The sequence below is a fragment of the Streptomyces sp. NPDC048643 genome, from assembly GCF_040650615.1.
GTDB lineage: Bacteria > Actinomycetota > Actinomycetes > Streptomycetales > Streptomycetaceae > Streptomyces.
Genome location: NZ_JBEZHO010000093.1, coordinates 1 through 12657, shown reverse-complemented (window position 1 = coordinate 12657; position 12657 = coordinate 1). Strand labels below are relative to the sequence as shown.

Below are 12657 nucleotides of genomic sequence, written 5' to 3'. Positions count from 1 at the left end.
GGCTCCGCCGGACCTGAATCCGCGACGCTCCGCGTCGCCACCATCAGATTCGCTTCACCACCGGCCTGAAGGCCGATGCACTGCGAATGGATTCCCGTAGCGTCGAGCGGTGTCCGCGGTGACAGTCGACGGCCCGCCTCCCGTAGCCGACGGAGCCGGGAGCGGTCGCACGGCCACCTGCACCCGCAACCCGAGCCGACCTCAGCCCTTCGTAGCGGCGGATGCCACCGGCGTCAGCAGGCCCCGCGCCTCGACGGCCGGGAGGGACAGGGTCCGATAGCCGACGCTCTCGAACAGGACGGTGATCTTGTTGCCCTCCTCGCTCATCACCTGGCCCTCACCCCACGTGCTGTGTCCCACCCTCATCCCGGGCGGGAAGGCGCTCTCGGTCGCCTCGGCCGCGGCGGGTTCCAGCGGGTCGGGGCCCGTGCCCGAGAGGATGTCTCCTGTCCGGACGGGGGTCTCCTTCAACTCCTGTGCACGGATGCAGGTGTCGCAGCCCGCGCAGTCGCCCTCCGCCAGCGTCTCGCCGAAGTACCCGAGCATGTGGCGCCGGCGGCAGCCGCTCGTCTCCGCGTACGCCCGCATCATCTCCACCCGGGAACGCTCCAGGTCGACACGGGCGGACGCGATCCGTACCGCCTCGGTAACGCAGACGTCCCGCCGAGCCCCGGGAACGGCCCGGACGCCGCCGCGCTTCTCCGTCGTCACGGCTCCGGCCTCCTCCAGGAGGTGCAGCATGGACGTCAGCGGTGTCTGCGACAGCCCGGTGCGTTCGCGCAGGCTCGTCGCCGTGACCGGTCCCTGCTGCTCGCGCACCGCGTCGATGAGGCCGCCCAGTGCCTCCGGGTCGGGATGGGCGCCCGTCCGGAACCGCTGTACGCCGAGGTCCTCGGGCCGGTAGGCGAGGATCGCCGTCGACGGCTGTCCGTCGCGGCCCGCCCGGCCGATCTCCTGGTAGTACGAGTCGAGGGAACCCGGCACCGACGCGTGCAGCACGAAGCGGATGTTCGGCTTGTCGATGCCCATCCCGAACGCGGAGGTGGCGACGACCACGTCGAGTTCACCCTCCTGGAAGCGGTCGTGCGTCCGAGAGCGCTCGGCCGCCGACAGCCCCGCGTGGTACGGGGCGCTGTCGAATCCGAGAGCCGACAGTTCCTCCGCGTACTGCTCGGCCTCCCGCCGCGTCCCCGCGTAGACGATGCCGGGTTTGGCCTCGGCCGCGGCCCGCTCCACCACCCACTGGCGCTTCCCCGCGTTCTCCCGGTGCCGTACGACCTCCAGCGTGATGTTGCGGCGGTCGAACCCCGCGACGACCTCGTGCGCGTCGCGCATGCCGAGCCGCTCCACGATGTCGGCCCGCACGGGGGCCGCCGCACTGGCGGTGAGGGCGAGGAGCGGAGGCCGGCCGATGCGCTCGCGCACGTGGGACAGGGACAAGTAGTCGGGCCGGAAGTCGTAACCCCACGACGACACGCAGTGCGCCTCGTCGACCACCATGAGCGCGGGCGAGGCAGCGGCTATCTGCTCGACCACCTCGTCCTTCGCGAGTTGCTCGGGCGAGACGAACAGGAAGTCCAGGCTGCCTTCGCGTACGCGCTCCCACACGGCTTCGTTGTCCCGTGCGCGCTGGGCGGAGTTGACGGCCGAGGCACCGGATCCCTTGATGCGGGCGAGAGCGGCGACCTGGTCCCGCTGGAGCGCGATCAATGGTGAGACGACGACGGTCGGCCCCTCCAGCAGCACCCCCGGTACCTGGTACACGGCTGACTTACCCGCACCCGTCGGCATCACGACGATGGTGTCGCGCCCCTCCATCACGGCTGTCATGGCGGCGAGTTGGGACGGACGCAGACGCTCCCAGCCGAAGACCTCATGGGCGCAGCGGCGCAGACGTTTCCTGAGCGACCGGGTCTTGAAGTAACCGACCTTGATACGCATGGCACTCCTTGCGCTGCTCTCCAGTGGGGCTCGGCGCTCGGGTACCCCCGGCCGCGACGAAAAACGGCCCGAGTGCGGAGAGTTGTCGTTCCGTGTCCTCGCACTCCGATGCCGCGGCGCTCTCGGACGTCATTGCGGGCTCGGAGCGGCGAGGGCCTCGACATCGGAATCGCCCCGTTCCCGCTCCATGTCGCAGGGTGCTTGCGCGGCGTGCATTGCGGGCAGACCGCTGATGTAACGAGTGACGGGGGGTGCGGACTTGTCGCGGTTCGAACGCAACCGGTACAACCGGAAGCTCTACTTCACTAAGGCCGAGACCGAGAACTTCGCGGACGCGGCGTCAGCCGTCGGGATGGCCTCCGCCGCCATACCGGAACCGGTGATCAGCAAGGCGGTGGCGGCCTACGCGGGGGGTGTCTCCCTGCTGGCCCGCAGAGCGGTCAGGCAAGGGCGATCGCTGGGGCTGATGTGGATGAAACTCATGCCGGGGCCTCCAGGCGTGGTGCCCATTCCGTTCTTCCACGACGAGATCGAGTGACCCGACGAGCGGCAGCCGACGCGCCCGGTACGCCAGGCGCAACCACCGACACGACCTGCGGCGGTGGGCGTCCCGGCGACGTGGTCCGGCCGGAAGCGTCGCCGGACGGTCCGCTTCGGCAGCAGGTCACACCTGGGGTATGACGTCCGACCGCAGTACCGAGTACAGGACCATGTCGCGCCACGCGCCGGCTCGGAAGCAGGCTCCGCGGAGGACTCCTTCGCGGGTGAAGCCCGCGCCCTCTAGAGCACGCTGCTCGGCGATGTTCGCCAGTTCGGTACCGGCTTCGACCCTGTTGACCTTCGTGTGGGCGAACAGGTACGCGGCGAGCTGCCGTTGGGCCTCCTTGCCGTAACCCCTGCCGCGCTCTGCGGTGAGCAGGGACACGCCGATGTTCCAGCACGGCGACGCCGGACCCTGCATGACCTCGTGCCACTGCACCTCGCCGACGAACCGGTCGTCGTCTCCGGCGATCACCAGCCTGCCGCCCTGGGCGGACAGGAAACCGTCAGCCCACTGCCGTCGGAGCTGCCCCGGATTGCGGAACCCGAAGAAGCCGTGGTCGCCCGCCTCGGCGGGGTCTTCATGGAGACGTTCGAGCTGGTCCAGGTCCTTCTCGGTGACGGGACGCAGGTGGATGTGATCATGACGCGACATGCTCACAGAGTACGAGGCGGCATCCGCCGGCCGCTTCCAGTCCAGGTCAGCGGGGCGCCGGTGCACAACGCGGTGGTGGGACCGACGGTGATGACCCGTGGACGGGGGCCATAATCCGGGGGTGACTCCGACCGCGCGGCAGCTCGCCCTGGCCACCTTGGACCGTCAGCTCCTGCTCGAACGGCAGCTCCTCGACGTCGCGGACGCGGTGCGCCGAGTCTGCGCGCTGCAGGCCCAGACACCGGCCTCGCCCTACGTGGCGCTGTGGAACCGCGTGGAAGGCTTCGCACCCGAGGATCTCGACACGGCGTTCGCGGAACGCCGGATCGTGAAGGCGACCCTCCTACGGATCACCCTGCACGCCGTCCACGCCGAGGACTACGACGCGTACCGGGCCGCCATGCTCAGCACCCTGCGCGCCTCCCGTCTGTACGACCGTCGATTCACCGCGACCGAGCTGACACCGGCCGACGCCGACGCGCTGCTCACGGAACTCGCCGACCACCTGCGGCGCCCCCGCACCGGGGCCGAGGTGGAGAACCACCTGAAGGAGCGGTTCGGCGAACACGCTCACCGCATGTGGTGGGCCCTGCGCACGTACGCGCCCGTCCACCACGTACCGACCGGCGGCCCGTGGTCGTTCAAGCGGCCGAACACCTACCGCGCTGCCCCGACATCCCCTGGAGGGGCTTCACAGCAGGCGGACGAGGGAGTCCGGCGGCTGCTGCTCTCCTACCTGCGGGCCTTCGGACCCGCCTCCGCGCAGGACTTCGCCCGGTTCACCCTGCTGACACGCCCCGCGATCTCCCAGGCCCTGCACGAGCTCTCCGACCAGTTGGTGCGGCTCCCCGGCCCCGGCCGCGCCGCCCTGTTCGACCTGGCGGGCGCCACCCTGCCGGCCGAGGACACGCCCGCCCCGCCCAGGCTGCTGCCGATGTGGGACAGCACGCTCCTGTCCCACGCCGTACCCGGTCGGTTCATGCCCCTGGAGTACCGCCCCCTGGTCGTGCGGCGCAACGGAGACGTGCTTCCCTGCCTGCTTGTCGACGGTGAGGTCGCCGGAGTTTGGCGGGCGACGGACGGCGGCCTGGAACTGACCACCTTCCGAACCGTCGGCACGGCCGCGTGGCGCAGTCTGACGGAGGAGGCCGAGAGACTGTCGGCCTTTCTCGCCGACCGCGATCCGGCGGTCTACCGACGCTACGGACACTGGTGGGACAAGGGATTCTCGGCGGTACAGGGCCAAGGTACGACGGTGAAGGTGACTCCATGAGTGAGCGCGCGGCGAGCCGGACGGCGGTGCTGGTCTGCCAGGGGAGGGCGGCCGCGAACGGGAGAGCGGGGACGGGCCGGTTCGCGGATCCGGTGGCCGTACGCCTGCTGCGGGCCGAGGAACGCACCCCCGTGGACCAGGTGCGCGTGAACACTCCGCCGACGGGCTGGCGGGAGCGCACCGCGTACGAGAGTGTGCGGGCCTGCGCCGAGGTGGTCGTGCCGCGCACCGTGGCGATCGACGAGGCCCTGCGCGCCCGCGTGAAGGACCAGCTCGTGATCCTCGGAGCCGGTCTGGACACCCGGGCGTGGCGGCTATCCGAGCTCGCGCGGACCGATGTGTGGGAGGTCGACCATCCGGCCTCCCAGCAGGACAAGCAGGCCCGCCTCCCCGCCGAGCAGGCGGCCCTCGCGCGTTCCGTGCGCTTCACGCCGGTCGACTTCGCGGTCGATGACCTCGGGACGGCGCTGGACGCCGCGGGGCACGACCCGTCCACGCCGACGACATGGCTGTGGGAGGGCGTGGTCCCGTACCTCACGCGCGACGAGGTACGCACCACAGTGGCCGCCCTCGCCGCCCGGACGGCCCCCGGCAGCGCACTCGTCGTCAACTACCAGGCACCGTCCGCCAAAGCGGCCGCGGGCCGGCTCCTGGCCCGCGTCCTCGGCAGTTCCATCACCTCCGGCGAACCGTGGCGCTCACTGTGGCGACCGCGGCAACTGGCCGGCTTGCTGGGGGACTACGGCCTACGCGTGGTGTCGGACGACACCCTCCTCGACCTCGCCCACGCCCGCGGCATCCCGACCCATGGGCGGACGTCCCTCCGATCGGGTCGCGTCGCTGTCGCGGAGAGCCGATGACCGGTCCGCTGGCGCCCCTTCACTCCGATCGGGCACGTCTCCGTCAGCGGCGTGATGGCAGTCCGAAAGCGGAGCGCGCCTTCTTAAGTACGGCTTAAACGCGCCTTAAGGATGCGCTGGCGACGGGCTGGCTATCAAGTAAGCCCAGCTCAGGGGGATTTGGCGATGACGGCAGCCGGTTGGACTCTCTCTGGCTCATGCGTAGCATCGGGGCCCATCGGTTGCGGCCGTGCCGTTGTGAGAGCGCTCTCAGGATGTGCTCGGATCATCCGCGGCGCCGACGTCGACCGTGCCGGACAACCGAAGAGCCCCTCGACGGGGTGCGTCGAGTCGCCGCACCCCTCCCGCAAGGCCACCCCCCACAGCCTCGCCGCAGGCGCAAGCGCCAAGGAGCACCGCCGACATGACAGCTCGTCACCAGCGTGACCTCACCCGCCGCAAGTTGCTCTTCGCGCTCGGCGGTGCCGCCGTGGCCGTCCCCTCGATCGCGGCCGTCGCGCCGTACGCCCTGGCCGGCACCACGGACGCCTCCACCAAGGCCGCCGCGGGCTCGCTGCCGCTGACGATCGTCAACAACAGCGGCTCCTTCGACAACACGTCCGTGCACGTCTACGTTGTCGGCAACCAGGGCGGTCAGCAGGTCCGCGTCACCCAGGACGGCACCCTCGCGCCGATATCCCTCGCGGACAACGGCGCCGACGGGTTCACCGACTACGCGCTCACGCTGTCTGGCAGCGCGGAGACACAGCTCAGCCTCCCCTACATGTCCGGCCGCATCTACGTGTCGCTCGGAGAGAAACTGAAGTTCAAGGCCGTCGCGGACGGCAACGGCAAGGCGGCGCTCCAGTACCCCGCCGGCTGGGTCACCTCGGACCCCAACTACGCGGTGCTCCACGACTGTGCCGAGTTCACGTACAACTCCGCGGGCATGTTCTGCAACACGACCATGGTCGACATGTTCAGCGTGCCCATGAGCATCCGTCTGAACGGGGACAAGGAGCAGACCACCGGCACGGTCCGCGACGGCGGCCGCGCGGCCGCCTTCACCGCGGTGAAGGGCATAGAGGACTTCGCCCCGTTGGTGGTGGACGACGTCCGCATCATCGCCCCCGGTCACGGCCTCGACGCCGGCCTGTTCGCGAAGGACTACTTCGCCCCGTACATCGACGAGGTGTGGAGCACCTACACCGGCAAGGACCTGACCGTCACCACCAACGCGGGCACGTTCACCGGACGCGTGCGCGCCGACAGGTTCACCTTCGACGGGCCCGCCGCCGTCTCCTTCGACAAGCCCTCCACCCGTGACGTCCTGTTCTGCGACGGCAACCTCGCCGCACCCAACGACGGCACCACGGGCCCGGTGGCCGCGGTGCTCGGCGCGGGCTTCAACCGCTCGACCCTGCTCAGCAACCCGGCCCAACCGACCACCTCGGCGGGCGACTTCTACCGGACCGACCTCACCAACCACTACGCGAAGGCCGTCCACGCGGCGACCGAGGACGGCAAGGCCTACGGCTTCGCCTTCGACGACGTGGCCGACTTCGCCTCCTACATCCAGGACACCGCACCCACGGCGATCCGCCTGACACTGACGGCGTTCTAGGAGCAGACACCGCTCCGGGGACGGCACATCGGGGAGTCACCGCGGTCGGCGGCGGTGACTCCCTTCCCGCTCCGTCCTCCCGTCAGGACGTCGACTGCCTTGTCGGGAAGGCGACTTGGCGGGGGAGTCCGGTCGGTCGGGCGTCAGGCTGCCTCCTCCAGGCGGTCCCTGGGGTTCGGAGTCACTCGCGACCGCCACCCGGTTGCCGTGACCAGCGCGGTGCCCACGAGGAGGCCCAGCGTGGGCAGGACCGGGATGCGGCCGTCGGGGGCGAAGCCCCGCACGGCGAAGCGGGAGAGCGCGAGCACGGTCGTCGCCACACCCAGCCACAGGAACCAGGGGCGGCCGGGCACGGCGGTCGGGCGGGTCCGCTCGTGGAGCAGCGCCAGACCGCGTTCCAGCGGGCGCAGCGCGACCACCACACCGACCAGAACCGTGCAGAGCACCAGCAGCCACGGCACCCGCAGCGCCCACCAGGACGCCGAGCCGAGAGCGGGCTCGGGTGCGAGACCGGTGAGGTAGAAGGCGGCGGCCACCACCAGCACCGGCAGCATGTGCCACAAGTACAGCGTCATGCTGGCGCCGCCGACGGGACGCACGACGTGCCACACCCGCTCGCGGGCCAGCAGCCGTCGTACCGCCGGGGCGGCGACCAGGCACAGGCCGGTCTGTGCCACCACCCAGGCCAGCATCGCCGCCGACGGAGGATTGGTGTTGCCGGGGTCCTGGCCGGTCACCAGGATGAGGCTCACGGGGAACGGTCCGAACGCGATCAGCGCGGCGAAGGCCACCGCGCCGCACCCCGCCATGGCCGGTGCCATCACCCGACGGCCTGTCAACAGACCGTCGTGCCAGCAGAATCCGAGCTGGTAGGCGACACCCCACACCAGCACATAGTTGATCAGTCCCACGTAGGGGGTGTGGGCCGTCACCACGAGCGCGTCCGCGACCAGCGCGACCGCCGCCATGGCGGCCGGGACGCACAGCCCCCAACGCCGGTGCAGGGAGTGCAGGGCGGGGGTGAGCGCGCTCAGGAGGAGGTACACGGGCAGGAACCAGAACTGCATGGCCATCGCCCAGCCGACGAGCGCGAGGGTGCCGGGGTCCACGCCCACCACCGAGCAGATCCCGACCGCGCAGAGCACCAGCGCGCTGTAAGCGCCGGCCGGAAGCAGCAGTCGTAGCGCCCGGCCGCCCACCCACCCCGCGGCCGTCCCGCCCGCCAGGCGCGCCCGCGCCCAGGAGCCGCCCGCCGCGTGGCCCCCGGCCAGGAAGAACAGCGGCATGATCTGGAACCCCAGGGTCAGCCACTGGGTCCAGGGCAGCGTGGCGAGCAGCTCCGGTGCGGTGATCCCGCCGTCGGGCGACCGGACGAGGGCGGTGATGACCCAGTGCCCGAGCACCACCAGGACGATCGCCCACGCACGCAGGAAGTCGACGTAACGGTCCCGTTCCGCGTCTCTGCTCATGTGTCGTCATGCTGCCCGCCGTGGGGCCGTACCCGGGCCGGGAAGTCCGGGCCGCAACCAATTCGTGCCTCCTGCGACATCGCGCGGAGTCCCCGGGGCCGCCTGGTGGCGATCGCCCGGCACGCGGTCCGGCCGACGCACGCTCCCTGGTCCGCACCACTACTCCGGTCGCGCGCCGCCGTTGAGCGGATGTGATGGATCTCGGTCCCGTCGGATTGCTTCCGCGGGCCACGGTCTACGGAACACTCATGGATCCATCGCTGGGCGGGCACGACGAGCCGAAGACGGAACTCGAGCTGGCCGTGCTGGGGGCGCTGTTCACCGAGTCCCCCATCGGCCTGCACGTCCTGGACTCGGACCTGCATCTGGTGCGGTTCAACAGGGCGGCCCGGCACATCCGGGCCTTCCCCCTCGACGACGCCATGGGCCGTCACCCGAGGGACTGGGCAGGCGACTTCTACTCCGGAGCCTTCGAGACGACACTCCGCGACGTGCTGAGCACCGGTGTGGCGGCGCTCGACGTCGAGGCGCGCGGCCATCTCACCCCCGAGGCGCCCGAGACCGTCCTGTCCATCTCCACCTTCCGGCTGGAGGACCCCGCCGGCAGTGTGCTCGGCGTGATGACGGCGATCGTCGACGTCACCGAGCAGCACAGGGCGGCGGCGCGACTGGCGCTCCTGGAGCGGGCGAGCGGGCACATCGGAACGACGCTCGACATCTTCCGTACGGCGCAGGAGTTCGCCGACGAGATGGTGCCCGCCCTGGCCGACGTGGTGGCCGTCGAGGTCCTGGACTCGGTGCTGCGCGGTGAGGTCTCCGCACCGGGCGCCGTCTTCGAGCACGGTGCGCTGCGATGCACGGGCGTGAGCTCCTGCGTCCCGGAACCCGCCGGAAGGCTTCCCACCATCGGCGAAGCGATCGCTCTGATGTTCGGCACCCCCTTCTCGCAGAGTCTGTCCGACCTGCAGCCCCGCCTCGTCGCAGAACTGACGTCGGACACCGGCTGGCCGAACCGTGAGTCCGTGCGGGGACGGCGCATGCTCGAAGCGGGGGCCCACTCCCTCCTCGTACTGCCCCTGGCCGCCCGTGGCGCCGTACTGGGAGTGGCGCACTGCTACCGGCACCGCACCCCCGGAGCCTTCGACGACGAGGACCTCGCCCTCGCCTCCGAACTGGCCGACCGCGTCGCCCTGTGCCTCGACAACGCCCGCCTGTACACGCGGGAGCGTTCGGCCGCCCGCATCCTGCAACTCAGCCTGCGTCCGGCCCAGGTGGGGGGACACCCCGCGGTGGAGACGGCGTACAGCTACTTCCCGCTCGGCGCGGGCGGCGACTGGTTCGACGTCATCCCGCTGTCAGGAGCCCGGGTCGCCCTGGTCACCGGCGACACGGCGGGCCGCGGCCTGCGGGCCGCCGCGACCATGGGCGAGGTCCGGGCCGCCATCGGAGCACTCGCCGTCCTCGACCTGCCACCCGACGAGGTGCTGCACCGCCTGCACGCCCTGGTGACCCGGCTGCGCGGAGAGCGGCCCGACCACACGGACCCGGCGGAACGCGACCCGTCCGACGAGCACACCACCTGCCTGTACCTCGTCTACAGCCCCGTCACACGCCGCTGCGCCGTCGCCAGTGCCGGGCATCCGCCGCCCGTGGTCGCCTTCCCCGACGGACGGGTCGAGTACGCCACGGTGCCCGTCGGGCCGTCGCTCGGCCGTGGCATGCCGAAGTACGGAACGGCCGAGTTCGAGCTCCCGGAGGGCGCGGTCCTGCTGCTGTCCAACTCCGCGATGCTGCGGTCCGTGTCGGACGACGCGCAGGAGCAGTTGGCCTCCGTCACCGACGCCCTGCTGCCCATCGACCGGCCCCTCCAGGAGATGTGCGACGAGGTGCTCTACAACCTGACGCCGCACAAGGCGGAGAGCGACGACGCCGTCCTGCTCCTGGCGCGCACCCGCGTCCTCGGACCCGAGCAGGTCCGCTCGTGGACCCTCGCCAACCGCCCCGAGAGCGCGGGCGAGGCCCGTGACGTGGTCGAAGAGGCACTGGCCGCGTGGGGTCTCGAGCAGCACGCGTTCACCGCCAGCCTGGTCGTCAGCGAACTGGTCACCAACGCCATCCGCTACGCGGACGGCGACATCGGACTGCGCCTCATCCTCGACGGGCCCGTCCTCGTCTGCGAGGTGACCGACGACAGCAGCACCGCCCCGCACCTCCGGTACGCCGAGGAGGCCGACGAGGGCGGCCGGGGCCTCTACCTCACCTGGCAGGTGAGCCGCCGCTGGGGGACCCGCCCGGAGCCGCGCGGAAAGACGATCTGGGCCGAACTCGCCCTGTCCGACGACGACTGAGCGGGGTGCTCCCGCGACCTCACGGCCCGACGGCGACGGACGGCAGGCACGCCCGTCCGTCGCCGTCGGGCTCGCGCCGGACCTGTCATCGGGCCGTTGGCGCGGGACCCACCCCGGGCCGGTCCGGAACGACCGATGAGTTGTCCGCGGTCCCCGAGTCTGCCCCCGAGACGGAGTCTCCTGCGGCCCGTCCCCCTCGGCAACGGTGAAAGAAGGGACGACCCATGGCAACCGTGCACGCCGGAATGGCCATCTCGCTGGACGGCTTCGTCGCCGACCGCAAGGGCAGCGCCGCGCGCCTCTCCGATCCGGAGACGCTCCGCGGCAGCGCGTACATGGACGAACTGATCGAGCAGACCGGCGCGGTCGTCATGGGCAGGCGCTCGTACGCGATGGCCGAGGACCCGGACTCCTACGTCGGCGCCTACGAGTTCCAGGTGCCTCTCTTCGTCCTGACCCACACGCCGCCGCGGGTTCCGCCGAAGCAGGACGAGAACCTCACCTTCACCTTCGTGACCGACGGGATCGAGTCGGCGATCAGTCAGGCGAGGGCGGCCGCCGGAGACCGGGTCGTCCAGGTCCTCGGCGCCGACGTGATCGGGCAGACCCTGCGGGCCGGACTCGCCGACGAACTCCACCTCGACGTGGTGCCCGTGCTCCTGGGCTCGGGCCTTCGGCTGTTCGACGACCCCGAGGTGGAGGGCATCGCCCTGAAGAGGATCGGCGTACGGGAGGTCGGAGCCGTCACCGCGCTGCGGTTCCTCGTCCTCACGTAGGCACCCTGTCACCCCGCCCGCTCACTTCCAGGCGTACCTGGTGCGGCGGGCCCGTGTCGTCCCGCGCCGCCCGGACGCCCGTCCGTTACGCTCGCAGCGCCACACCGGGCCCGAGATCACGGAGGACAGCACGGCGGGGATCAATCGTGAACGCCTCGTCAGGACGCTGACGTTCTGGCTGCGTCCCGCGTTCGCGTTGCGCGTCGTCTACCGGTTCCAGAAGATCGTCGGCTTCGACCGCTCGATGGCCCTGGCGTCCAGCGCGCTGACCGCGGTGATCCCCCTCAGCATCCTCTGCGGCGCCGTCCTCAGCAGCTTCTCGGACTACGACGCCGCCGAACGGATCATCGAGCGCTACGGCCTCGCCGGGCAGGGCGCAAAGGCGGTCAGGTCACTCCTCGCCCCCGCCGACGGCACCAGCGCCGGCGTGGGCATCTTCGGAGGCATCTTCCTGATCATCTCCGTGCTGAGCTTCGCACGGGCCACCCAGCGCCTCTTCGAACAGACCTGGCAACTGACCCCGCTCAGCGTCCGTAACACCAGGAACGGCCTCGCGTGGATCCTCGCGCTCGCCTGCTACACGGCGGTCACCGGCTGGATGCACGCGACACTCGGCGGAAAGCCCCTGGGCGTGGTGGCCTCGGTCTGCGAAGTCCCGGTGAGCATCGCCTTCCTCGTGTGGAGCGGCACCGCCCTGTCGGCCAAGCGCATCCCCTGGCGCGACCTCCTGCCCTTCGGCGTCACGGCCGCCGCGCTCACCGCCCTCTACTCGGTGGGCGCCTCCGTCTATCTCCCGCGCCTGTTCAACTCCTATGCCGCGCGCTACGGAGCGGTCGGCGCCGTCTTCGCGATGATCTCGGCGCTGTTCGCCGCGATGTTCGTCATCGTCGCGTCCGCGGCGCTGGGGCGGGAGATGCGCGACGAACTGGTCCGGATCCAGGCGGGCGACCGGCCGTCCGACGACGAGATCCGCCGGCAGTGGGACACCGTGGTCGAACAGACCCGCTCCCGCTGGCGCACCACCCGCGAACAGGTCTCCCACCGCCGCTCCAAGGACGAGAAGAAGCAGCCGTAGGGCCGGCGCACCGCGCCCGTGCGCCGACCTTGGGCGTCGGACTGCGCAGTCCGACAGCACCGGCCGCCCAGGGTGCCGAGGAGGGAGAGTACGAGAATCTGGATGACGACGAGCCGG

General features: G+C 71.1%; 10 protein-coding genes. 7 read left to right on the top strand and 3 right to left on the bottom strand.

Translation table 11 applies throughout. The features are described 5' to 3' along the window. Positions 1–201: 201 nt before the first annotated feature. Positions 202–1941 carry a RecQ family ATP-dependent DNA helicase gene (locus tag AB0C62_RS41600; RefSeq protein ID WP_362982433.1) on the bottom strand — a complete coding sequence of 580 codons (1740 nt, stop codon included), beginning with the start codon at positions 1939–1941 and terminating at the stop codon, positions 202–204. Positions 1942–2200: 259 nt separating this feature from the next. Here AB0C62_RS41600 and AB0C62_RS41595 point away from each other — a divergent pair, with 259 nt between their 5' ends. Continuing rightward, positions 2201–2479, top strand: coding sequence for a hypothetical protein (locus AB0C62_RS41595; protein WP_362982431.1), 279 nt, complete (start codon positions 2201–2203; stop codon positions 2477–2479). A gap of 126 nt (positions 2480–2605) precedes the next feature. On the opposite strand, the gene AB0C62_RS41590 is transcribed toward AB0C62_RS41595, so the two are convergent. Beyond that, entirely contained in the window at positions 2606–3136 is a 531-nt protein-coding gene (locus AB0C62_RS41590) for a GNAT family protein (protein ID WP_362982429.1), read from the bottom strand. A 121-nt stretch (positions 3137–3257) separates the two neighbouring features. On the opposite strand from AB0C62_RS41590, the gene AB0C62_RS41585 reads away from it, so the two are divergent. From AB0C62_RS41585 to AB0C62_RS41575, 3 genes are all read left to right on the top strand, one after another. Continuing rightward, positions 3258–4409, top strand: a complete 1152-nt coding sequence (locus AB0C62_RS41585) for a winged helix DNA-binding domain-containing protein (protein ID WP_362982427.1) — start codon at positions 3258–3260, stop codon at positions 4407–4409. Continuing rightward, positions 4406–5269: a class I SAM-dependent methyltransferase gene (locus AB0C62_RS41580; protein ID WP_362982425.1), complete on the top strand. Its 864-nt coding sequence runs from the start codon at positions 4406–4408 to the stop codon at positions 5267–5269. The genes AB0C62_RS41585 and AB0C62_RS41580 overlap by 4 nt, the downstream gene beginning before the upstream one ends. A 403-nt stretch (positions 5270–5672) precedes the next feature. After that, a complete protein-coding gene (locus AB0C62_RS41575) occupies positions 5673–6872 on the top strand; it encodes a beta-1,3-glucanase family protein (RefSeq protein WP_362982423.1) in 1200 nt (399 codons plus the stop codon). Between the two features lie 143 nt (positions 6873–7015). On the opposite strand, the gene AB0C62_RS41570 is transcribed toward AB0C62_RS41575, so the two are convergent. Next, a complete protein-coding gene (locus tag AB0C62_RS41570) occupies positions 7016–8341 on the bottom strand; it encodes an acyltransferase (protein ID WP_362982421.1) in 1326 nt (441 codons plus the stop codon). A 248-nt stretch (positions 8342–8589) separates the two neighbouring features. Here AB0C62_RS41570 and AB0C62_RS41565 point away from each other — a divergent pair, with 248 nt between their 5' ends. From AB0C62_RS41565 to AB0C62_RS41555, 3 genes are all read left to right on the top strand, one after another. Continuing rightward, the gene (locus tag AB0C62_RS41565) at positions 8590–10689 is read left to right on the top strand and encodes a SpoIIE family protein phosphatase (RefSeq protein ID WP_362982419.1); all 2100 of its coding nucleotides are present in this window, start codon (positions 8590–8592) and stop codon (positions 10687–10689) included. Between the two features lie 224 nt (positions 10690–10913). Continuing rightward, the gene (locus AB0C62_RS41560; protein ID WP_362982417.1) at positions 10914–11465 is read left to right on the top strand and encodes a dihydrofolate reductase family protein; all 552 of its coding nucleotides are present in this window, start codon (positions 10914–10916) and stop codon (positions 11463–11465) included. Positions 11466–11505: 40 nt separating this feature from the next. Continuing rightward, entirely contained in the window at positions 11506–12540 is a 1035-nt protein-coding gene (locus tag AB0C62_RS41555) for a YhjD/YihY/BrkB family envelope integrity protein (protein ID WP_362982415.1), read from the top strand. Positions 12541–12657: the final 117 nt, after the last annotated feature.